Genomic DNA, 20,249 nt, shown 5'->3' on the forward strand with positions numbered 1-20,249 from the left:
TTGATCAGACGGCTTCGGCGCCGGAGATGATCTCGATCAGCTCCTTGGTGATCTGGGCCTGGCGGGAACGGTTGTATTCGAGGGTGTAGCGCTTGATCATGTCGCCGGCGTTGCGCGTGGCGTTGTCCATCGCCGTCATCTGGCTGGCGTAGAAGCCGGCCATGTTGTCGAGCAGGGCCGACAGGATCTGGACCGTCAGGTTGCGCGGCAGCAGGGTCTCGAGAATGGCCTCTTCCGAGGGCTCATACTCATAGACCGCTGAAGCGCCGGTCGTCGGAGCGGCCGAACCGTCAACGACCGCCGGGATCAGCTGCAGCGCCGTCGGGGTCTGGATGACCACCGACTTGAAGCGGCTGTAGAACAGCGTGACCACGTCGATGTCGCCGGCCTCATAGAGGCGCGTGACGACGTCGGCGATCGGCTGGGCCACCGACAGGGTGAACTGGCGATAGGCCGACAGGTCGAAGTTCTCGACGATGCGGTCGGCGTACAGGCGGCGCAGCTGGGCGGTCGCCTTCTTGCCGACGCAGACGATCTTCACGTCCTTGCCTTCGCGGATCAGGCTGTCGATCCGCTCGCGCGAGGCGCGGACGATCGACGAGGTGAAACCGCCGGCCAGGCCCCGATCGGCGGCGGCGACGATGATCAGGTGCCGATCATCGCGACCCGTGCCGGTCAGCAGGGCCGGAGCCCCGTCGCCGGACACCCCGGCCGCCAGGTTGGCGATCACCGCCGCCAGACGCCGGGCGTAAGGACGCGCCGCTTCGGCGGCGTCCTGGCTCCGGCGCAGCTTGGCTGCGGCCACCATCTGCATCGCTTTCGTGATCTTCTGCGTCGCCTTGACGCTAGAGATCCGATTGCGCATTTCCTTCAAGCTGGCCATTCGGCGCTACTCTCTCCGAGCGTTCCGAGGGGGCTTAGGCGAAGGTCGACGAGAAGCTGTCGAGCGCGCTCTTCAGCGTGTTCTCCAGGTCCTTGTCGAGGGCCTTCTTGGTGCGGATGCCGTCCAGCAGATCCTTGTGCTGGCTGTGCAGGCGGGCCAGGAACTCGGCCTCGAAGCGGCGAACCGCCGAGGTCGGGATCTTGTCCAGATAGCCGCGCGTGCCGGCGTAGATCACGCAGACCTGCTCTTCGACGGCCTGGGGCGCGTACTGGGGCTGCTTGAGCAGCTCCGTGAGGCGCTCGCCGCGGGCCAGCATCTTTTGCGTGGAGGCGTCGAGGTCCGAACCGAACTTCGCGAAGGCGGCCATTTCGCGATACTGGGCCAGTTCGCCCTTAATCGCGCCGGCGACTTGCTTCATGGCCTTGATCTGGGCCGACGAGCCGACGCGCGACACCGAGATACCGACGTTCACGGCGGGGCGGATGCCCTGGTAGAACAGGTCGGTTTCCAGGAAGATCTGGCCGTCGGTGATCGAGATCACGTTGGTCGGGATGTAGGCCGAGACGTCGTTGGCCTGGGTTTCGATGATCGGCAGAGCCGTCAGCGAGCCCGAACCGTTGTCTTCGTTCAGCTTTGCGGCGCGTTCCAGCAGGCGGGAGTGCAGGTAGAACACGTCGCCCGGATAGGCTTCGCGGCCCGGCGGGCGGCGCAGCAGCAGCGACATCTGGCGGTAGGCGACGGCTTGCTTGGAAAGGTCATCATAGATGATCAGGCCGTGCAGGCCGTTGTCGCGGAACCACTCGCCCATGGCGCAGCCCGAGAACGGCGCCAGGTATTGCAGCGGGGCCGGCTCGGAGGCCGAGGCGACGACGACGATCGTGTATTCCAGAGCGCCGTGCTCTTCGAGCGTCTTGACGATCTGGGCGACGGTCGAACGCTTCTGGCCGATGGCGACATAGACGCAATAGAGCTTGGCGCTCTCGTCCTTGCCAGCGTTGGCAGCCTTCTGGTTCAGGATGGTGTCGATGGCGACGGCGGTCTTGCCGGTCTGACGGTCACCGATGATCAGTTCGCGCTGGCCGCGGCCGACGGGGATCAGGGTGTCGATCGACTTCAGGCCGGTCTGCACGGGCTCGTGCACCGACTTGCGGGGGATGATGCCCGGCGCCTTGACGTCGACGCGGCGACGCTCGGTCGAAACGATCGGGCCCTTGCCGTCGATCGGCTCGCCCAGCGGGTTGACGACGCGGCCCAGCAGGCCACGGCCGACCGGAACGTCGACGATCTCGCCGAGGCGGCGGACTTCGTCGCCTTCCTTGATGGCCTGGTCCTGACCGAAGATCACGCAACCGACGTTGTCGCGCTCCAGGTTCAGGGCCATGCCCTTCACGCCGGCTTTCGGAAACTCGACCATTTCGCCGGCCTGGACGTTGTCCAGACCGTAGATGCGGGCGATGCCGTCACCGACGGACAGCACCTGGCCGACGTCGGACACGGCGGCTTCTTCGCCGAAATTGGCGATCTGCGACTTGAGGATGGCCGAAATCTCGGCGGCGCGGATGTCCATGGCTGTCTTGGGCTCTCTGCGATTTTTATCTTTTGACGCGCTTATAAGGCTTTAGGCGCGCTTCAGGGCGAATTTCAGGGAATCGAGCTTCGAACGGAGCGAAGCATCGAACAGGCGGGAGCCGACACGCACCTTGACGCCGCCCAGGATGGACGGATCGACGCGGGTCGAAAGTTCAGGAGTCTTGCCGAGGGCTTCGGCGAGGGCGGTCTGGACGCCCTTGAGCTGGGCGGCGGTCAGGACGGTGGCCGAGATCACCTCGGCCGAGACGACGCCGCGATGCTTGGCCGACATTTCGGAAAAGGCGGTGATGGCGCCCATCAGGTCGCCCGCCCGGCCGTTGCTGGCCACAAGGCCAAGGAACTTGGTCGTCAGCGGCTGGAAGCCCGCCTTCTTGGCGATCGCGGCCAGGCCCAGAGCTTTGTCCTGGGCGGAGAAGGCCGGCGAGGCGACAAGGCGACGCAGATCGGCGCTGTCGGCGTACATCGCCTTCAGCGACTTCAGGTCGGCCTCGACCTTGGTCAGTTGATTGCCTTCGATCGTCAGTTCGAACAGGGACTGCGCATAGCGCTGACCCGCATCCGTCGCCTTGGTTTCGTCCGCCACTTGGTATCCGCCCGGTGCGTTGCAATGGCCGCGGACAAGAAGATTAACCCTTGTCCCGGCTTAAAGGCTTGAGCACGCTTGAAAAAAGCGCATGGAGGGCCGGCGCTGATGCGCCACCCCGTCCGAAGCCGCGCGCCTGATAACACGGGCTTTTCGCAGTCGCAACCAAAGCGGCGCGATCAGGCCTCGACGCGACGAAAGACGGCCGACGCGGCCGCCGCGAGGCTTCCGTTACGGCGCCGGGCTTCGGCCTGGGCGAAGACGAGGCTTCGGGTCGAGCGTTCGACCCAGGCCCGGACAGCCGCGCCGGCGTCTTCGCCGTCGGGACCGTAGTCGACGGTCATGGAGGAAGGGCGGGACTGCGCCCCGGCGACATCGCGCAGGGCGGCTTCAAGCTGGGCGGCGAGGGTCGTTGTCATGAGGAGCCAAGTTAGCCGAAGATCGGACAAAAGAAAAAGGGCGGCGGGACAGGCCCGCCGCCCCATCAAGGCGAATGCTCGAGGAAACAGCCAGACAGGGCGAGATCGCCCCAACGCGTCTGGGTACTGGGTAGAACCTTATTTCGAGGCGACGGCGGCGCCCTTGGCCGAGGCGTTGCAGCGTTCCAGGTCGTCGGCGTCGAGCGACTTGGCTTCGCCGCCGAACGCCGACACGCGGCCGACTTCCTTGGCCAGCGCCTTGCAGGACACGGCGGTGATGGCGCGCGAGGGAGCCGACAGCGAGACGCATTCAGCGCCGTCGCAGACGAACACGGCGCCGCCGGCGACAACCTTGGTCTTGGCGGCGACGGGCGCTTCGAGAGCGGCGGCGACGCGGCCATCGGCCAGGGCGGCGCCGGCGAACATGGAAACGGACAGGGCGGCGACGGCCGCCAGGGTGCGGAGCTTCATAAGAGCCCTCCAACGTTCAGGGGAGTTGTGAGAAGATCGGTGATCGGCGAAAAGCGTTACTGGTTGTCCTGACTTCGGGGATGCAGGCGTCGGTATCCCCACCGACGCCACGAAGTCGAACTAAGCAGTGCTTAGATATCAGCGCCCCGAAATTGCGCAAGCGAAATTTATTCGCGTTAAGTTTTTTTTAGAAACGGCGAGTTTCACGGAAAACGGCGAGGCTGATCCGCGCGCGGTCGTCGCTCGGCGGCCCTTCGCCTAGAGCCCCAGGATGGACTCGATCCGGCTCTCGGCCTTCTGATGGATCTGGCGGTCTTCAATCATGCCCTGGACCCGGGCGTAGCGGCCGTCCTTGCCGGCCTTGCGGCGAACCTCGTCTCCGGTCAGCACCGTGACGGTCTTGGGGTCGGAGATGGTTCCCATCACGGCCGCGAGAACCGCGCCGATGAAGGCCACGCCCACCGGTATGGCCGCGCCGACCCAGTCCTCGCCGAACAGGCCCTCAAGGCGGCCGATCAGCACTTCGCGGTTGGGCTGGCTGTGCAGCATCTCGATCAGCATCAGGGCGCCGCCCTCGACCCCGGCGATCAGCAGCACCGCCACCGCGACGCCGAGAAGCCGCGGCCGGACGAACAGTCCAAGCGCGGCGCCAAGGATCGCGGCTGTCGCCATCATGATCATGGCGACGATCGTACGGCCGGGCTGGTCAAGGCCAGGTTAAGAACGACGTTCCGCAACGGCACGATTTGGCCGTGACCAAGCGACGCGCATAGTCGGCTCCAGACACCAAAAAAAGACGCGAGGGAGGCTAGGCCATGGACTTCACCTTACCGCCGGAACTGACGGCCTATCTGGCCGTGCTGGACCAGTTCATCGAGGACGAGATCGCGCCCCTGCAGGCGCGCGACGACAATGAGCGCTTCTTCGACCACCGCCGCGAATGGGCCCGCACCGACTGGGACGGCGGCGGCCTGCCCCGCCATGATTGGGAAGAATTGCTGGCCAAGGCCCGCAAGCTGGCCGACCAGGCCGGCCACTACCGCTTCGCCCTGCCCCGCGAATTCGGCGGCCAGGGCGGCTCCAACCTGTGGATGGCGGTGATCCGCGAGCATCTGGCCAGCAAGGGCCTGGGTCTGTTCAACGACCTGCAGAACGAGCACTCGATCGTCGGCAACAATCCCTTCGTGCTGATGATCCGCGACTTCGGCCGGCCCGACCAGCAGCACCTGATCACCGACATGCTCGACAAGGGCGCCTTCCGTCCGACCTTCGGCCTGACCGAACCCGACCACGGCTCGGACGCCACCTTCATGGAGACCCGCGCGGTGCGCGAGACCCACAAGGGCGAGAGCGGCTGGCGGATCAACGGCGAGAAGATGTGGACCACCGGCATGCACGCCGCCACCCACTGCTGCCTGTTCGCCCGCACGTCCGGCGAGGACGGCGACGCCAGGGGGATCACCGCCTTCCTGGTGCCCGCCCATACGCCCGGCGTGAAGATCGAGGAGTACCTCTGGACCTTCAACATGCCGACCGACCACCCGCGGGTCAGCTTCACCAATGTGTGGGTCCCCGACAGCGCCATGTTCGGCCCCGAGGGCGGCGGCCTCTCGCTGGCCCAGCACTTCGTGCACGAGAACCGCATCCGCCAGGCCGCCTCCAGCCTGGGCGCGGCGACCTTCTGCATAGAAGAGAGCGTCAAGTACGCCCGGATCCGCAAACCGTTCGGCAAGCCCCTGGCCGAGAACCAGGCCATCCAGTTCCCGCTGGTCGAACTGGCCAGCACCGCCGAGATGCTGCGCCTGCTGATCCGCAAGACCGCCTGGGAGATGGACCAGATGACCAAGCCGGAGGTGGAAAAGCGCCTCTCCGACAAGGTCTCGATGTGTAACTACCAGGCCAACCGCCTGGTCTGCGAAGCCGCTGACCGGGCCATGCAGGTGCATGGGGGCATCGGCTATTCGCGCCACAAGCCGTTCGAGCACATCTATCGCCACCACCGCCGCTACCGGATCACCGAGGGCAGCGAGGAGATCCAGATCCGCAAGGTGGCCGCCTGGCTGTTCGGCTATCTGGGTCCGCGCCGGAAACAGTTTGCGGAAATGGAGAAGGTTTAATTTCGAGCGACCTGACGTGGATCAAGCGACGCGCTATCTAACGTGGGTATGCGATCGCTCGCGTCCCAGGCGGCGGTGTCATGCTGAAAAGGGCGCGCCTGTTTCACGTCTCGGGCGTTGCTTGATCCGGACAAGGCTCTTGGAGGGCTGAATGAATCTTTTCGCCAAAACCGCCATGCGCGTCGCCGTGGTCGCCACCCTGGCCGCCACCCTCGCCGGCTGCGGTATCAACACCATCCCGACCCAGGACGAGGCGACCAAGACCGCCTGGGCCGAGGTGCAAAACCAGTATCAGCGCCGCGCCGACCTGGTGCCCAACCTGGTCGCCACGGTGAAGGGTTATGCCGCTCAGGAAAAGGGCGTGCTGGTCGAGGTGACCCAGGCCCGCGCTAGCGCCACCCAGGTCAAGGTCGACGCCTCGACCATCACCGACCCGGCCGCCTTCCAGCAGTACGCCGCCGCCCAGGACAAGCTGTCGGGCGTGCTGGGCCGACTGATGATGATCCAGGAGAACTATCCGGACCTGAAGTCGAACCAGAACTTCATGGCCCTGCAAAGCCAGCTGGAAGGCACGGAAAACCGCATCACCATCGCGCGGCGCGACTACAACGAGACCGCCCAGAAATACAACACGACGCTGCGGACCTTCCCCAGCATCTTCTGGGCCAAGACGCTCTACAGCAGCCAGAAGCCGGCCCAGCTGTTCCAGGCCACGGCCTCGGCGCAGAGCGCGCCGACCGTCAGCTTCGACTCGGCGCCGCCCGCCTCGGCTCCGGCTCCGGCTCCGGCTCCGGCCCAATAGGGTGAACACCCCAGCCAAAAACCTTGTCATCCCGGAAGCCTCGCAGAGGCTCTCCGGGACCCAGGGACCGGCGCACAGTGGTCGCCCCTGGGTCCCGGCGCTACGCGCTGCGCGCTCCGGCCGGGATGACAAGACGGGCATGGGCGGCTTGGTGATCGCGGTGCTGGCCGCGCTCTACCTCTGTCTCTCCCTGGCCCTCCCCGCCTTCGCCGCGCCGAAGTTCCCGGCCCTGTCCGGACGGGTGGTCGACGAGGCCAACATCCTCTCGCCCCAGGTCGAGCAGGACCTGACCGAAAAGCTCAAGACGCTGGAAGACACCACCGGCCGCCAGGTCGTGGTCGCCACGGTCCCGACGCTGCAGGGCTATGAGATCGAGGACTATGGCTACCAGCTGGGCCGCACCTGGAAGCTGGGCCAGAAGGACAAGGACAATGGCGCGATCCTGCTGGTCGCGCCCAATGACCGCAAGGTCCGCATCGAGGTCGGCTACGGTCTGGAGCCGGTCCTGACCGACGCCCTGTCCAGCGTCATCATCCAGAGCGCAATCATTCCGAAATTCAAGGCCGGCGACATGGAAGGCGGCGTGGTGGCGGGGGCCGACGAGATCCTGGCCCAGCTGTCTCTGCCCGACGACCAGGCCAAGGCCAAGGTCGCCCAGGCCGCGCAGCCCCAGGCCAGCCAGAGCAGCGGCGGCGGTGGCGGCCTGGCGGCGATCCTGGTCGTCCTGGTCATCTTCTTCCTGATCACCCGGCTGCTGTCCGGACGGCGCGGCCGTCGGCACGGCGGCGGCCTGGGCTCGGCCCTGCCCTGGATCATCCTCAGCGCGCTCAACAGCGGCGGACGGGGCGGCGGCTCCGACTGGGGCGGCGGTGGCGGCGGCGGTTTCTCCGGCGGCGGCGGCTCGTTCGGCGGCGGCGGAAGTTCGGGGAGCTGGTGATGCGAAAAATGACTCCCGAGGACCAGGCCCGCATCGCTTCGGCGGTGGCGGCGGCCGAAAAGACCACCGCCGGCGAGATCTTCTGCGTGCTGGCGCCCGAGGTTTCCGACGATCGCGAGACCCCGCTGGTCTGGGCGGCGGCCACGGCCCTGGTGCTGCCGGCGGCGGCCCTGCTGGCCGGCCTGCGGCCCGACATGCTGACGAGGCTGTTCGGCGGCTGGACCGTCGGCCACGCCACCGCGATCGACACCGCCATCTTCTCGACCCTGACGGTCTATATCGCCCTGCAGGCGGCGGTGTTCATCCTGTCGGCCCTGTTCGTGTCGATCCCGCCCGTGCGCCGCGCCCTGACGCCCGGCGCGCTGAAGACGGCGGCGGTCAAGCGGGCGGCCATGGACCAGTTCATGAGCCACGGCCTGCACCTGACCCGCGACCGCACCGGCGTGCTGATCTTCGCCGCCTTGGCCGAGCATCGCGTGGAGGTCATCGCCGACGAGGGCATTTACAAGGCCGCGCCCAACGCGGTCTGGGACGCGGTGGTGGCCGACCTGGTGGCGGGCATGAAGCAGGACAAGGTCGCCGATGGCTTCGTCGCCGCCGTCGCCCGGGTGGGCGAGATCCTGTCCAACCATGTGCCGGTGCGTCAGGCCGACACCAACGAACTGCCCGACGGCCTGACCATCCTGCCCAAACGGTAAACGACAACGAGACGCGCCATGTCCAGCATCGACCCAACCCGCGAGCAGTTCGACGCCTTCAAGGGCCTGCCGCGCGACACGCCGATCCAGATGCTGAACCTGGTGCGGCTCAAGGCCGTCGCCGACTATCCGGTCGATCATCCCGAGCGCGGCAAGGGCCGGTCGGGGCTGGACGCCTATCGCGCCTATGGTCGCGAGACGGCCGCGCTGTTCGCGAAACTGGGCGGCCGGCAGATCTGGGCGGGCAAGCCCGAACTGGTCCTGACCGGGCCGACGGACGAGCGCTGGGACCTGGCCTTCATCGCCGAATATCCCAACGCCGGGGTCTTCTTCGCCATGGTCACCGACCCGGACTACCGCGAGTTCGTCAAGCACCGGCAGGCGGCGGTCGAGGACTCGCGGCTGATCCGGCTGTCGCCGCTGACGCCGGGCGAAGGCTTCGGGGAGTAAGGCTACTCCGCCGCCAGGGCGATCGGCGCCGACCTTGCCCCGCGCACCAGCCGCCCGGGCAGGGCGCCTGTCGGCTCGCCGTCGCGATAGGTGACGGTCCCCGCCACGATGGTCGCCACATAGCCGCGCGCCGTCTGGGTCAGCCGCCGACCGCCGGCCGGCAGGTCGTAGGCCACGCGCGGCGCCTCCAGGCTCAGGCCCTCATAGTCGATGACATTGAGATCGGCCCGATAGCCCGGCGCGATCAGGCCGCGATCCATCAGGCCCACGGTCTGGGCGGTGTCGCGGGTCTGCATCGCCACCATGGTCTCCAGCGCGATGCGCGGACCGCGCGTGCGGTCACGGGTCCAGTGGACGAGATTGCTGGTCGGGAAGCTGCCGTCGCAGATCATGCCCACATGCGCCCCGCCGTCCGACAGGCCGGGCACGGTGTCCCTGTGGTTCAGCATCGCGAAACTGGGGTCCAGCGAGCCGTCGGCATAGTTCAGGAACGGATTGTAGAGCATGCCGCGCCCGCCGTTCTCCAGCAGGACGTCCAGCGCCACCTCGGCCGGATCGCGCCCCGAGGCCGCTGCGCGGGCGGCCACGGTCATGTCGGCGGTCGGTTCATAGTCGGGAGCCGCCGCCATGGGGAAGAGATTGTCCCAGGCCCGCAGGGTGCGGATCGTGAACGGCCCGGCGGCCTCGCCGTCATAGGCCAGCAGGCGGGCGCGGAAGTCGGGGTCGGACAGGGCCGCGACCTTGTCGGCCAGCGAGGCCTTGGCGATCTCGCCGAAGACCGGGTTTTGGCTGAAGGGGTTGAGGGTCAGCTCCAGGCCAAACAGCACGCCCACGGGGCGGCCGCAGACCTGGGCCTTCATCGGCTGGCCGGCGTCGACGGCGGCGCTCAGTTCCGCCAGCATCGCCTTCCAGCCGTTCGGCGAATGGGGACTCTGAACCAGCGAGAACGACAGCGGCCGGCCTGACGCCTCGACGATCCGGCGGACCATGGAAAGCTCGGCCAGCCCGTCGGGATGGAAGTCCGAGACCAGTTGCAGCACGCCCTTGCCGGCGGCGGCCAGGCCCATGGCGATGCCGGTCAGCTCGTCCTCGCCCGCCGTCAGGGTCGGGGTGGGCTGGCCGTCGCTGGTGCGGTGATTGAGGGTGCGCGAGGTGGAAAAGCCCAGGGCCCCGGCCTCGACCGCCCGTTTGGCGATGGCGGCCATGGCGGCGATGTCGGCGGGCGTCGCCGGCTCGCGATGGGCCCCGCGCTCGCCCATCACATAGACCCGCAGGGCCGCATGCGGCAGCTGGGCGCCGATATCGACGTCGAAGGCCCGCGCCTCCAGCGCGTCGAGATAGTCGGGAAAGCTCTCCCAGTTCCAGGGCAGGCCCTCGGTCAGCACCGGGAAGGGAATGTCCTCCACACCCTCCATCAGACGGATCAACCGGTCGCGGTCCTCCGGCCGGCAGGGCGCGAAACCGACGCCGCAATTGCCCATCACCACCGTGGTCACGCCGTGGCCCGAACTGGGCGTCATGCGCGCGTCCCAGGTCGCCTGGCCGTCATAGTGGGTATGGATGTCGACAAAGCCGGGGGTGACCAGACGCCCTCGGGCGTCGATTTCCTCGCGCCCGGCGGCCAGATCTGGCCCGACGGCGGCGATCAGGCCGCGCCGGACGCCCACGTCGGCGACGAAACCTGGCGCGCCGGATCCGTCCAGCACCGTGCCGCCGCGCAGCACCAGATCATAGGCGTGATCCGCCATGGCCGCCGCCTCCCATATATTATCGTTGTTAACCAGCGTCCGCCCACCTGCCGCGAACGTCAAGCCGCTTTACGTTCGCGTGACCTTTCCCGCGCGGAATTCCGAGTCTAGGGTGGCCGCCAATTCAAACTAACGTTTAACGGGGAGAAGCGCCCAATGCGCGAAGCGGTCATCGTCTCTTACGCCCGCACCGGTCTGGCCAAGTCCAACCGCGGCGGTTTCAACAACACCCACGGCGCGGCCATGGCCGGTCACGCCATCCAGCACGCCGTGTCGCGCGCCGGCCTTGACGGCGGCGAAGTCGAAGACGTGGCCCTGGGCTGCGGCGGTCCCGAAGGCGCCACCGGCATGAACGTGGCCCGCAACGCCGCCATGTGGGCCGGCCTGCCGGTCACCACCTCGGGCCAGACCATCAACCGCTTCTGCTCGTCGGGCCTGCAGGCCATCGCCACGGCGGCCAACTATGTGCGCAACGACGGCGCCAATGTCGCCATCGGCGGCGGCGTCGAGTCGATCTCGCTGGTGCAGGGCGGCGGTCACATGAACCGCTTCCACATCACCGAAGAGAAGCTGATGGGCACCCATCCGGCCCTCTGGATGGCGATGATCGACACCGCCGACATCGTGGCCAAGCGCTACAACATCAGCCGCGAATACCAAGACGAATACGCCCTGCGTAGCCAGCAGCGCATCGCCGCCGCCCAGGCCGCCGGCCTGTTCAAGGACGAGATCGTCCCGATGGCCACCAAGATGAAGGTGGTCAACAAGGAAACCAAGGAAGAGAGCTTCGTCGACTACGTGGTCGACAAGGACGAGTGCAACCGCGCCGACACCACCCTGGAAGGCCTGGCCAGCCTGAAGCCCGTCATGGGCGAGGGCAAGTTCGTCACCGCCGGCAACGCCAGCCAGCTGTCGGACGGCGCCGCCGCCGTGGTGGTGATGGAAGCCGCCGAGGCCGCCCGTCGCGGCCTGACCCCGCTGGGCGCCTTCCGCGGCTTCGCCGTCGCCGGCTGCGAGCCCGACGAGATGGGCATCGGCCCGGTCTATGCCGTGCCGCGCCTGCTGGAACGCCATGGCCTGAAGGTCGACGACATCGACCTGTGGGAACTGAACGAAGCCTTCGCCAGCCAGTGCCTCTATAGCCGCGACAAGCTGGGCATCGATCCGGAAAAGTACAACGTCAACGGCGGCTCCATCGCCATCGGCCACCCCTTCGGCATGACCGGCGCCCGCTGCGCCGGCCACCTGCTGATGGAAGGCAAGCGTCGCGGCGCCAAGCTGGGCGTGGTGACCATGTGCATCGGCGGCGGCATGGGCGCGGCGGGTCTGTTCGAAATCTTCTGATTTCGATCAGGACGGACAAGAGGCGCCCATCACTTTTGAAGTGGCTGAAATCGCATTCGCGATTTCAGCGCGGCGCGGCGGGTCTGTTCGAGATCTTATAGCGTGAATGAGCCCTCCCCCTCGATGGGGGAGGGTTGGGTGGGGGTGATCGGGCGCTTGCCGGCTGAACCGCCGCGTCACCCCCATCCCTGCCCTTCCCCCATCAAGGGGGAAGGGAATCGAAAATCGGGCCGGAACCCTCCATCGGGGTCCCGGCCCGTTCCGTATTCTGGCGGTGCTTGAACCCCGCGCCTTCGTAACCATCTGTGTTGCTGAAGGCGGATCACGCGATGTTCGCGTCGACGCCAGACCAGAGACCCGCCATGGCCATCAAGGCCTTCTTCGCCCTCGCCCTCGTACTGTCCGTCGCCATCGGCCTGCTCATTCCCACGCCCGGCGCCGGCAGGCCGCAGGCCAAGACCTCCGCGTTCCAGACGATCGAACTGCGACACAGCTAGGGTTTGGGCTGGGCCGTCAGCTGGTCGGTGTGATCGGCGCAACCCGCCAGCGTCTCCCCGTCGATCCACACCTCGGCGCGGAACCGGTAGACGCGGTCCGACATGCCGTCGGTGCAGACGCCCGGCGTCAGGCGCACCACCAGCCGTCCCTCGCCTTCCCTGGCGCCGTTTGAGTCCCACACCCCCTGCTGGCCGTCCAGCCGAACGCCGGGATTGGCGTTGCTGACGTCGGGATGATCGGGCCGCGTCAGGGCGACGCCGCCTGACCGGATCCTGACGGTCCAGAACGGCTCGGTCCCCAGCACGTCGATATCGCCGGTATAGTCCGGCCCGCTGGCGGCCGGCGCATCAGCGGGCGGTGTCGCCTCCTCCGAAACGCCCATCGACTCGCCACAGGCGGCCAGGGTCAGGGCGGCGGTCACGACCAGAGCAAGCGTGGCGATGGTGCGAAGCATGGCGGCGGCTATCCCCTTTTACCCGACTGAGGCTAGACTCCGGCAGCATGACTCGAAAAGCCTCTCGCACCTTCCTGGAATTCTTCGCCGGCGGCGGGATGGCCCGCATCGGCCTGGGAGACGGCTGGTCGTGCGCCTTCGCCAACGACTTCGATCCGGTCAAGGCGGCGACCTACCGCGCCAATTTCGCCGACGCGGCAGAGCATTTTCATGAGGGCGACGTTTGGGCGATCGAGTCGCAGACCCTGCCGACCACGGATCTGGCCTGGGCCTCAAGCCCCTGCCAGGACTTCAGCCTGGCCGGCGCGCGAGCGGGTCTGAGCGGCGGCCGGTCCTCGGCCTTCTTCGGGTTCTGGCGGCTGATGCAGGCCCTGAACGCCCAGCAGCGCGGGCCCGACACCATCATTGTCGAGAACGTCGTGGGGCTTTTGACCTCGCACGAGGGACGCGACTTCACCGCCCTGTGTCAGGCCCTGACGGGCGAGGGCTATCGCTTCGGCGCGCTGGAGGTGGACGCCTCGCGCTTCACCCCGCAGTCGCGGCCGCGCGTGTTCGTGGTCGCCACCCGCAAGCCCGCCGACGCCCTGAGCGGTCCCAGCCCCTTCCAGACCCGCGCCGTGAAGGCCGCCTACGACCGCCTGCCCGAAGACCTGCAGGCCGGCTGGATCTGGTGGGGTCTGGACGCGCCGCCGGCCCGCAACACCGACCTGGCCGCCATCCTCGAACCCGACGCGGATGCGCGCTGGAGCAGTCCGGAGAAGACCCGAGCCCTGCTGGCCCTGATGGCCCCCGCTCACCGCGCCGCCGTGGACCTGCGCGTCAGGACCGGCGAGCGCGCCGTTGGCTCGGTCTTCAAGCGCATGCGGGCGGGCGAGCAGCGGGCCGAGGTGCGGTTCGACGGCCTGGCGGGCTGTCTGCGCACGCCGCGCGGCGGCTCTTCGCGCCAGACCCTGCTGGTCATCGACCAGGGCCAGATCCGCTCGCGCCTGATCAGTCCGCGCGAGGGCGCCCGGCTGATGGGCCTGCCCGACGGCTACGCGCTGCCCGGCAGTCAGACCGCCGGATTGCACGTGATCGGCGACGGCGTCGCCCCGCCCGTGGTCCGCTGGCTGGCAGAGCGCCTGCTGGAGCCGCTGGTCGATAGCAAATCTGCAAGCCTTGCCGCCGAATGACCCGCTGACAGGCAAAACCCCACGCCGTAAGGTGAGATTAGACCCGCCAACCTTTCGCGAGAAACTCCCATGGCCGATGGCGCCCCCTCCTATGATGCGGCCCGCTTCAAGCGTTCCGGGCGCGGCAAGATCTATGACTCCATCCTCGACACCATCGGCGACACCCCGCTGATCCGCCTGCCGCGCCTGTCGGCGCAGATCCAGCCCAAGGGCGAGGTCGTGGCCAAGCTGGAGTTCTTCAATCCCCTGTCGTCGGTGAAGGACCGCATCGGCGTGTCGCTGATCGAGTCGCTGGAGGCCCAGGGCCTGCTGACGCCGGGCGACACCATCGTCGAGCCCACCAGCGGCAACACCGGCATCGCCCTGGCCTTCGTGGCCGCCGCCAAGGGCTACAAGCTGATCCTGGTCATGCCGGAAAGCATGTCGATCGAGCGCCGCAAGATGCTGCTGCTGCTGGGCGCCAAGCTGGAACTGACCCCGGCCGAGAAGGGCATGCGCGGCGCCGTCGCCCGCGCCCAGGAGATCATCGAGGCCACGCCCAATTCGGTGATGCCGCAGCAGTTCGAGAACGCCGCCAATCCGCTGATCCACCGCGTCTCGACCGCCGAGGAGATCTGGAACGACACCGCCGGCGCCGTGGACGCCGTGGTCTCGGGCGTCGGCACCGGCGGCACCATTTCGGGCGTCGGCCAGGTGCTGAAGGCCCGCAAGCCCGGCCTGAAGATGATCGCGGTGGAACCGGAAGCCTCGCCGGTGCTGTCGGGCGGCGCGCCCGGCCCGCACAAGATCCAGGGCATCGGCGCCGGCTTCGTGCCGGGCATCCTGGATCGCGGCGTGATCGACGAGATCGTCCAGGTGTCGAACGACGACGCCTTCGCCATGGCCCGTCGCTCGGCGGCCGTCGAGGGTCTGCCGGTCGGCATCAGCTCGGGCGCGGCGCTGACCGCCGCCTTCGACCTGGCCCTGCGCGACGAGTACGCCGGCAAGCTGATCGTGGCGATCATCCCCAGCTTCGCCGAACGCTACCTGTCCACGGCCCTGTTCGAGGGGCTGTAGGCGCCCGGCCCGGCGTCGCCTCTATGGCGAGGCGACGCCGAGACCCTTCGCGATGACCACCGACGTCTATGACAAGGCCAAGCGCTCGGCGGTGATGGCGCGGGTGAGGAGCCGGGACACCAAGCCCGAGCTCCTGCTGCGAAAGACCCTGACCAGCCTGGGCGCCCGCTATCGCCTGCAGCGCAAGGACCTGCCGGGCAGGCCCGACCTGGTGATGCCGGGGCGCAAGCTGGCCTTCTTCGTCCACGGCTGCTTCTGGCACGGCCACGACTGCGCGCGCGGCGCCCGCGTGCCCAAGGCCAATCGCGACTACTGGCTGGCCAAGGTGGCGCGCAACAAGGCGCGTGACACCGCCTCGGCGCTGGCGCTGGAGGCCGCCGGCTGGCGGGTCGAGACGATCTGGGAGTGTCAGATGAAAGACGCGCCGGCCCTGAAAGCCCGGTTGGCGGCGATTCTGGATCAGACGGCCGCGGCCGGCGTCAGGCTCGCCCCGTCCCGCTCGTCGCCGGACAGAACCTGAGCCAGGGCCGCATAGAGTTCGATCGGATCGATCGGCTTGGCCACGTGAGCGCCCATGCCGGCGGCCAGGCAGGCCTCCCAGTCCTTGGGCGTGGCCGAGGCGGTGACGGCGATCACCGGAGTGTCGCGGTTGGGGCCCGAACCGGCGCGCAGGATCCGGGTGGCCTCGCGGCCGTCCATGCCGGGCATGTAGACGTCCATCAGCACCGCGTCGAAGACCTCGGCGCCCAACAATTCCAGGGCCTCCTCGCCGGACTCGGCCAGGGTCGCCTCCACGCCGAACGGCTGCAGGACCAGCTCGATGGCGCGGCGGTTGACCACGTGGTCATCGACCACCAGCACCCGCGCCCCGGCGATCGACGGGCCCATCTCGCCGACCTCCGGCGCCTGGGCGTGCTCCAGAGCCAGTCGCACGGTGAAGGTCGCGCCGCGGCCCGGGGGGCTTTCGACGGTCAGGTCGCCGCCCATCAGCCGGGTCAGCTCACGGCTGATCGTCAGACCCAGGCCCGAGCCGCCGTGCTGGCGCACGACAGAGGCGCTGAGCTGGTCGAAAGGCGTGAACAGGCGCGGCAGCGATGCGGCGGAAATCCCGCGACCGGTGTCGCTCACGGCCACCGTCAGGTGGTGGACCATGTCATCGCTGACACAGCCCAGTCGCACGGTGATCGCGCCGCGTTCAGTGAACTTGATGGCGTTGGACAGCAGGTTGTTGAGCACCTGGCGCAGGCGCAGGGCGTCGCCGGCCACCCAGCGGGGCAGGCTGGCGGCCCCCTCGACGCGAAGGCGCAGGCCCTTGCGAGCGACGTCCGGCCGCCAGAAGCGCAGGGTGTCGGACACGGTCTGGCGCAGGTCGAACGGGGCCTTCTCGATGGCCATGCGGCCGGCCTCCAGGCGCGAGAAGTCCAGCAGATCGTTGAGCAGGGTTCGCATCAGGCCGCCGGCGTCGCTGATCAGTTGCGCGTGGACCTTGGAGCTGGCCTCGGGAACCTCGCTGTGCAGGCGCGCCGCGCCCGCCAGGATGGCGCTGATCGGGGTGCGCAGTTCGTGGCTGATCATGGCCACGAAGGCCGACTTGGCGGCGACGGCCTCCTCGGCCTCGTGCCGGCGGCGCTCGGCCTCGTCCTTGGCGGCGGCCTCGGCGCTGAGGGCCGCCGACAGCGTCCGGTTGGCGACCGCGACCGAGCCCACCAGCAGCAGGGCTCCAAACCACAGGGCGTTGGCCAGGGGCGCGCCCGGATTGGCCATGCGGGCGATGAAGGGCACGATCAGCAGATACAGCAGATGCGGCGCCGCCGCCGACAGGGTCGCCAGTCTCAGGCTGGCGTTGACCGCGATCACGTTCAGCAGGGATCCGGCCAGCAGCATGGCGCCCAGGGTCGGGGCGAACCGCTCGTGCGAGGCGAACAGCGGGATCGAGAGCGAGCCGAAGATGGTCGAGGTCAGGACCGGCGAGCAGGCCATGGCCCGGCGTCGCCATCGGGACGGAACGCGTTCCGGCTCAAGGATGATCGGTCGCCCGACCCACAGCTCGACGCCCTGGGCCAGGGTGTAGAGCCCGGCCCAGACCCATACCCATTCCATGCGGATATAGAGGTGCAGCAGGACCGCGATCATCAGGGTGGCGGTCAGGCGGAAAAGGGTCGCGGCGCGTCTCGACGCCGCGGCGCGCGCGTAGTCTCCCTGCGGCTGCTCAACCCCCATCGGCGCCAGATCCCCCCCCCGGTTGGCCGTTACATCCTGTCGCGCTGGCCATCTGTCCCGCCGAGACCCTAAGATGACGTGAAGCACCACCTTTCCGTCAATGGTCCGGAACCCGACATTTCCTTGGGTTGCTTGCAATTTTAATGGCGAACGCGACCGCCCGGGGATTCAGGAGAGGTATATTTTACCCCATCGGCACGGATAACGCCACATTCTGGGGATCAGGGCTTGGCGCCGAACACCCGCTCCAGATCGGCCTCGTCCACACCGTCGATCTCGAGCCGTTTGAGGCGCGCGGTCGCGCCGGCCGCGAGGCGCACGGCCGATCTGGGAACCTTCAGGCTCTTGGCGATGAACGCCGTCAGGGCGGCGTTGGCCTCGCCCTCGACCGGGGCGCTGGTCACCCGCACCTTCAGATAGGGACGCCCCTCGGCGTCCGCGGCCCAGCCGTCGGCCCCGTCGCGCCCACCCCGGGGGGTCAGGCGGACGGCCAGGATGACGGCCAAGGCGGTCGGCCTAACCGAGCGCGGCCACCAGCGGGCCGGCCAGATAGACGTTGAACAGGATCTGGATGACCTTCAGCGCCAGCCACGCCACGATCGGGCTGATGTCGATGCCGCCGATGCTGGGCAGGACCCGCGCGATCGGGTTCAGGACCGGATCGGTCAGCCGCTCCAGCATCATCAGGATCTGACCCACCACGCGATTGCGGGTGTTGATGATATCGAACTGGACCAGCCAGCTGACGATGGCCCGCACGAAGATCAGCATGATCAACAGGCCGATAATCGTATTGAAGAGCCAGACGATAGCCGAACCCATGGTCGTTCCTTTGCGTGACGTGTCGCAGGGGGATGTAGCGCTTCGACCGCCTAAGTCCAAGGGCGCGCATTCCCCCGCTTGACGCGAGCCCCGGCCCGCCTTATTCCCGCGCTTCCTTGGGGCCGTAGCTCAGATGGTAGAGCGCCTCGTTCGCAATGAGGAGGTCAGGGGTTCGATTCCCCTCGGCTCCACCAAGGACCTCTAAGTCGTTGAGTGACTTAGAAACTCCGCAAAATCAGCAGCTTAAAATGATCGAGCCTCCTGCGTCTGCTACACACGATGCAGAGGGTAAGATGCCGACTGGTCTCATTCGTCGCGGGGCTCGCTACTCCATTCGACGCCGCATCCCGCTTGATGTGCTGCATCACTACCCGCCGCCGAAGAAGGAAATCACGCGGGCGCTCGGGACTGCCGACCCGAAGCATGCAAGAAAGTTGCTGCCGCTGAAATGGGCGGAACTTGAGCGGGAGTTCGATGCTCACCGCGCAAAAGGCGTGCGGACCACCGATGGCCAGTCCCGTGCGCCCGCATCGCCACCCACAGTCGCGAGCAAGGGAGTTGACCCTTTCGCCACCATGAGCGAGGCCGAGTGGATCCACCACATCGAAGGCGCTGAGCTTAACCAGCAGGAGGAAGACTTCGCAGATGAGAGGCGCGAGGCTTTGGATGAGTATGAACGCAAGATTATGCCCGGAGACGGCTCGGGCCTGACGTCCGAGCAGAGCCTCGCTCGCGACCTTGTGACGCACCAAGCTTACTTTAGGAAAGTCGCCGAAGAACAAGCCGCGATCGCCAGATCGGAGATAGAGCGGCTTCGCGCCGCCCAAGCCCAACAGTCCGCGCCCAATCTTAGCGGAAACACAGCCACTCCCGTAGCTGCGGTGACCAGCGAAACGCCCCTCGATAAGGTCGTCGACAAGTGGGCAGTAGAGCGAAAAGTCGACCCGAAAGGGGTCGATGCACACCGGGCGGTTGCTCGCTGGTTTAATGAGCGCACGGGCGACCTCCCAGTGGAGAAGATCACCAAACGGGATGTGCTCACCTTCAAGGACAAGCTGCTGGCGGAAGGTACGACAGCAGCCAACGTGAAGGTCAAACTATCGCGCCTGCGGACCCTGCTGAACTACGCCGTATCGAATGACTACATCCCGGTGAACCCGGCCCAGGATGTCACGCTCATCGTACCGGACGCGGAGAAAAACAAGCGCAAGCCCTTCGACCTTCCGTCGCTCGCGGCGATCTTTGGCAGCCCGATCTACGCGCAAGACGAACGTCCGACCGAGGGCAGAGGCGAGACTGCCTACTGGCTTCCGCTCCTCGCGCTATTCACGGGTGCGCGCATGGAGGAGTTGGGTCAGCTCCGTCCATCCGACGTGCGGGAGGAAACCTATCCCGACGCCGACGAGGAAGAGCGGACGGCCTGGTTCATTCATGTCATGGAAGACGAGGAAGATGACCTCAAGCTCAAGAACGCTGGCAGTGAACGCGTCATTCCTGTGCATCATTCGCTAGTGCAGCAGGGCTTCATTCGTTTCGTCCAGGCCGCCAAAGATGTGGGACAGGCTCGGCTCTTCCCTGCGCTCCGACCGAACAAGTATGGGCGTCTGACCGCGAAGTGGGGGGAGTGGTTCAACGACTATAAGCGCCAAGTTGTTGGTATCACCGAGGGGCGAATGGTATTTCACTCGTTCCGTCACACCTTCAAGCGGTACGCCCGCCATGTGAAGATGGTCGAAGGCGTGCAGCGGCAGATCATGGGTCATAAGGGCAAGGACGCTGCTGACGACTATGGCGACGGTTACACGCTTCACCAGCTTGTCGAAGGGATGCGCCAGTACAAGGTGCCGGGGTTCAAGCTCCCGCCGCTGCCGCCTGCCTTCAGGGCGGGTGACTAGCTCATACCCTCGCACCACTTCGTGGAAGACGTGGGTTGAATGACCGTAGAGTGCAGGCGTCACGGAACTCTATGGCCCGCGTCTGCGCGC

22 protein-coding genes and 1 tRNA gene are annotated in these 20,249 nt (G+C 67.3%); 12 read left to right on the plus strand and 11 right to left on the minus strand.

What is annotated here, in order from left to right; all coding sequences use genetic code 11:
• Nucleotides 1-4: 4 nt before the first annotated feature.
• The 6 genes from ACQY9P_RS05480 to ACQY9P_RS05505 form a co-directional block, all read right to left on the minus strand.
• The gene (locus ACQY9P_RS05480; RefSeq protein WP_421736274.1) at nt 5-883 is read right to left on the minus strand and encodes a F0F1 ATP synthase subunit gamma; all 879 of its coding nucleotides are present in this window, start codon (nt 881-883) and stop codon (nt 5-7) included.
• A 34-nt stretch (nt 884-917) separates the two neighbouring features.
• Nucleotides 918-2,450, minus strand: coding sequence for a F0F1 ATP synthase subunit alpha (gene atpA, locus ACQY9P_RS05485; protein WP_421736273.1), 1,533 nt, complete (start codon nt 2,448-2,450; stop codon nt 918-920).
• Between the two features lie 51 nt (nt 2,451-2,501).
• Entirely contained in the window at nt 2,502-3,056 is a 555-nt protein-coding gene (locus ACQY9P_RS05490; protein ID WP_421736272.1) for a F0F1 ATP synthase subunit delta, read from the minus strand.
• Nucleotides 3,057-3,235: 179 nt separating this feature from the next.
• Entirely contained in the window at nt 3,236-3,475 is a 240-nt protein-coding gene (locus tag ACQY9P_RS05495) for an acyl-CoA thioesterase domain-containing protein (RefSeq protein ID WP_421736271.1), read from the minus strand.
• Between the two features lie 138 nt (nt 3,476-3,613).
• The gene (locus ACQY9P_RS05500) at nt 3,614-3,946 is read right to left on the minus strand and encodes a CC_3452 family protein (protein ID WP_421736270.1); all 333 of its coding nucleotides are present in this window, start codon (nt 3,944-3,946) and stop codon (nt 3,614-3,616) included.
• 258 nt (nt 3,947-4,204) lie between these two features.
• Nucleotides 4,205-4,627, minus strand: coding sequence for a hypothetical protein (locus ACQY9P_RS05505; protein ID WP_421736269.1), 423 nt, complete (start codon nt 4,625-4,627; stop codon nt 4,205-4,207).
• A gap of 134 nt (nt 4,628-4,761) precedes the next feature.
• Here ACQY9P_RS05505 and ACQY9P_RS05510 point away from each other — a divergent pair, with 134 nt between their 5' ends.
• The 5 genes from ACQY9P_RS05510 (at nt 4,762) to ACQY9P_RS05530 (ending at nt 8,950) form a co-directional block, all read left to right on the plus strand.
• On the plus strand, nt 4,762-6,063 hold the full coding sequence (locus tag ACQY9P_RS05510) for an acyl-CoA dehydrogenase family protein (RefSeq protein ID WP_421736268.1): 1,302 nt from the start codon (nt 4,762-4,764) through the stop codon (nt 6,061-6,063).
• 151 nt (nt 6,064-6,214) lie between these two features.
• Entirely contained in the window at nt 6,215-6,865 is a 651-nt protein-coding gene (locus ACQY9P_RS05515; protein ID WP_421736267.1) for a LemA family protein, read from the plus strand.
• Between the two features lie 139 nt (nt 6,866-7,004).
• Nucleotides 7,005-7,802, plus strand: coding sequence for a TPM domain-containing protein (locus ACQY9P_RS05520; protein ID WP_421736266.1), 798 nt, complete (start codon nt 7,005-7,007; stop codon nt 7,800-7,802).
• The gene (locus ACQY9P_RS05525) at nt 7,802-8,500 is read left to right on the plus strand and encodes a TPM domain-containing protein (RefSeq protein ID WP_421736265.1); all 699 of its coding nucleotides are present in this window, start codon (nt 7,802-7,804) and stop codon (nt 8,498-8,500) included. Before ACQY9P_RS05520 ends, ACQY9P_RS05525 begins: the two co-directional genes overlap by 1 nt.
• Before the next feature lie 18 nt (nt 8,501-8,518).
• The gene (locus ACQY9P_RS05530) at nt 8,519-8,950 is read left to right on the plus strand and encodes a DUF1330 domain-containing protein (protein WP_421736264.1); all 432 of its coding nucleotides are present in this window, start codon (nt 8,519-8,521) and stop codon (nt 8,948-8,950) included.
• 2 nt (nt 8,951-8,952) lie between these two features.
• Here the strand turns inward: ACQY9P_RS05530 and ACQY9P_RS05535 are convergent, their stop codons facing one another.
• Entirely contained in the window at nt 8,953-10,698 is a 1,746-nt protein-coding gene (locus ACQY9P_RS05535; protein ID WP_421736263.1) for an N-acyl-D-amino-acid deacylase family protein, read from the minus strand.
• A 156-nt stretch (nt 10,699-10,854) separates the two neighbouring features.
• On the opposite strand from ACQY9P_RS05535, the gene ACQY9P_RS05540 reads away from it, so the two are divergent.
• The gene (locus ACQY9P_RS05540; protein ID WP_421736262.1) at nt 10,855-12,042 is read left to right on the plus strand and encodes an acetyl-CoA C-acyltransferase; all 1,188 of its coding nucleotides are present in this window, start codon (nt 10,855-10,857) and stop codon (nt 12,040-12,042) included.
• A gap of 329 nt (nt 12,043-12,371) precedes the next feature.
• Nucleotides 12,372-12,539 carry a hypothetical protein gene (locus ACQY9P_RS05545; RefSeq protein WP_421736261.1) on the plus strand — a complete coding sequence of 56 codons (168 nt, stop codon included), beginning with the start codon at nt 12,372-12,374 and terminating at the stop codon, nt 12,537-12,539.
• Here the strand turns inward: ACQY9P_RS05545 and ACQY9P_RS05550 are convergent.
• Nucleotides 12,536-12,994, minus strand: a complete 459-nt coding sequence (locus tag ACQY9P_RS05550) for a COG3650 family protein (protein WP_421736260.1) — start codon at nt 12,992-12,994, stop codon at nt 12,536-12,538. The genes ACQY9P_RS05545 and ACQY9P_RS05550 overlap by 4 nt on opposite strands.
• A 47-nt stretch (nt 12,995-13,041) precedes the next feature.
• Here ACQY9P_RS05550 and ACQY9P_RS05555 point away from each other — a divergent pair, with 47 nt between their 5' ends.
• From ACQY9P_RS05555 to ACQY9P_RS05565, 3 genes are all read left to right on the plus strand, one after another.
• Complete coding sequence (locus tag ACQY9P_RS05555) at nt 13,042-14,166, plus strand: DNA cytosine methyltransferase (protein ID WP_421736259.1); 1,125 nt, start codon at nt 13,042-13,044, stop codon at nt 14,164-14,166.
• Nucleotides 14,167-14,235: 69 nt separating this feature from the next.
• Entirely contained in the window at nt 14,236-15,222 is a 987-nt protein-coding gene (gene cysK, locus ACQY9P_RS05560) for a cysteine synthase A (protein ID WP_421736258.1), read from the plus strand.
• Nucleotides 15,223-15,274: 52 nt separating this feature from the next.
• Nucleotides 15,275-15,742, plus strand: coding sequence for a very short patch repair endonuclease (locus ACQY9P_RS05565; RefSeq protein WP_421736257.1), 468 nt, complete (start codon nt 15,275-15,277; stop codon nt 15,740-15,742).
• Here ACQY9P_RS05565 and ACQY9P_RS05570 read toward each other — a convergent pair.
• The 3 genes from ACQY9P_RS05570 to ACQY9P_RS05580 all read right to left on the minus strand — a co-directional run bounded on the left by ACQY9P_RS05570 (nt 15,682) and on the right by ACQY9P_RS05580 (nt 18,264).
• Nucleotides 15,682-17,442: an ATP-binding protein gene (locus ACQY9P_RS05570; RefSeq protein WP_421736256.1), complete on the minus strand. Its 1,761-nt coding sequence runs from the start codon at nt 17,440-17,442 to the stop codon at nt 15,682-15,684. The two genes, ACQY9P_RS05565 and ACQY9P_RS05570, sit on opposite strands and share 61 nt — an antisense overlap.
• A 221-nt stretch (nt 17,443-17,663) precedes the next feature.
• A complete protein-coding gene (locus tag ACQY9P_RS05575) occupies nt 17,664-17,948 on the minus strand; it encodes a DUF167 family protein (protein WP_421736255.1) in 285 nt (94 codons plus the stop codon).
• Between the two features lie 10 nt (nt 17,949-17,958).
• Entirely contained in the window at nt 17,959-18,264 is a 306-nt protein-coding gene (locus ACQY9P_RS05580) for a YggT family protein (protein WP_421736254.1), read from the minus strand.
• Nucleotides 18,265-18,382: 118 nt separating this feature from the next.
• On the opposite strand from ACQY9P_RS05580, the gene ACQY9P_RS05585 reads away from it, so the two are divergent.
• A tRNA-Ala gene (locus tag ACQY9P_RS05585) sits at nt 18,383-18,458 on the plus strand.
• Nucleotides 18,459-18,557: 99 nt separating this feature from the next.
• Nucleotides 18,558-20,159, plus strand: coding sequence for a DUF6538 domain-containing protein (locus tag ACQY9P_RS05590; protein ID WP_421736253.1), 1,602 nt, complete (start codon nt 18,558-18,560; stop codon nt 20,157-20,159).
• Nucleotides 20,160-20,249: the final 90 nt, after the last annotated feature.

The sequence above is a fragment of the Caulobacter sp. genome, from assembly GCF_965279145.1.
Classification (GTDB): domain Bacteria; phylum Pseudomonadota; class Alphaproteobacteria; order Caulobacterales; family Caulobacteraceae; genus Caulobacter.

Excerpts from the sequence above, each read along its gene's own strand:
- ACQY9P_RS05520 (WP_421736266.1), top strand. The coding sequence starts at position 7,005 with ATGGGCGGCTTGGTGATCGCGGTGCTGGCCGCGCTCTACCTCTGTCTC.
- ACQY9P_RS05525 (WP_421736265.1), top strand. The coding sequence starts at position 7,802 with ATGCGAAAAATGACTCCCGAGGACCAGGCCCGCATCGCTTCGGCGGTG.
- atpA (WP_421736273.1), bottom strand. The coding sequence starts at position 2,450 with ATGGACATCCGCGCCGCCGAGATTTCGGCCATCCTCAAGTCGCAGATC.
- ACQY9P_RS05540 (WP_421736262.1), top strand. The coding sequence starts at position 10,855 with ATGCGCGAAGCGGTCATCGTCTCTTACGCCCGCACCGGTCTGGCCAAG.
- ACQY9P_RS05555 (WP_421736259.1), top strand. The coding sequence starts at position 13,042 with ATGACTCGAAAAGCCTCTCGCACCTTCCTGGAATTCTTCGCCGGCGGC.
- ACQY9P_RS05545 (WP_421736261.1), top strand. The coding sequence starts at position 12,372 with ATGTTCGCGTCGACGCCAGACCAGAGACCCGCCATGGCCATCAAGGCC.
- ACQY9P_RS05570 (WP_421736256.1), bottom strand. The coding sequence starts at position 17,442 with ATGGGGGTTGAGCAGCCGCAGGGAGACTACGCGCGCGCCGCGGCGTCG.
- ACQY9P_RS05590 (WP_421736253.1), top strand. The coding sequence starts at position 18,558 with ATGCCGACTGGTCTCATTCGTCGCGGGGCTCGCTACTCCATTCGACGC.
- ACQY9P_RS05530 (WP_421736264.1), top strand. The coding sequence starts at position 8,519 with ATGTCCAGCATCGACCCAACCCGCGAGCAGTTCGACGCCTTCAAGGGC.
- ACQY9P_RS05500 (WP_421736270.1), bottom strand. The coding sequence starts at position 3,946 with ATGAAGCTCCGCACCCTGGCGGCCGTCGCCGCCCTGTCCGTTTCCATG.
- ACQY9P_RS05480 (WP_421736274.1), bottom strand. The coding sequence starts at position 883 with ATGGCCAGCTTGAAGGAAATGCGCAATCGGATCTCTAGCGTCAAGGCG.
- ACQY9P_RS05515 (WP_421736267.1), top strand. The coding sequence starts at position 6,215 with ATGAATCTTTTCGCCAAAACCGCCATGCGCGTCGCCGTGGTCGCCACC.
- cysK (WP_421736258.1), top strand. The coding sequence starts at position 14,236 with ATGGCCGATGGCGCCCCCTCCTATGATGCGGCCCGCTTCAAGCGTTCC.
- ACQY9P_RS05510 (WP_421736268.1), top strand. The coding sequence starts at position 4,762 with ATGGACTTCACCTTACCGCCGGAACTGACGGCCTATCTGGCCGTGCTG.
- ACQY9P_RS05535 (WP_421736263.1), bottom strand. The coding sequence starts at position 10,698 with ATGGCGGATCACGCCTATGATCTGGTGCTGCGCGGCGGCACGGTGCTG.
- ACQY9P_RS05580 (WP_421736254.1), bottom strand. The coding sequence starts at position 18,264 with ATGGGTTCGGCTATCGTCTGGCTCTTCAATACGATTATCGGCCTGTTG.
- ACQY9P_RS05550 (WP_421736260.1), bottom strand. The coding sequence starts at position 12,994 with ATGCTTCGCACCATCGCCACGCTTGCTCTGGTCGTGACCGCCGCCCTG.
- ACQY9P_RS05565 (WP_421736257.1), top strand. The coding sequence starts at position 15,275 with ATGACCACCGACGTCTATGACAAGGCCAAGCGCTCGGCGGTGATGGCG.
- ACQY9P_RS05505 (WP_421736269.1), bottom strand. The coding sequence starts at position 4,627 with ATGATCATGATGGCGACAGCCGCGATCCTTGGCGCCGCGCTTGGACTG.
- ACQY9P_RS05495 (WP_421736271.1), bottom strand. The coding sequence starts at position 3,475 with ATGACAACGACCCTCGCCGCCCAGCTTGAAGCCGCCCTGCGCGATGTC.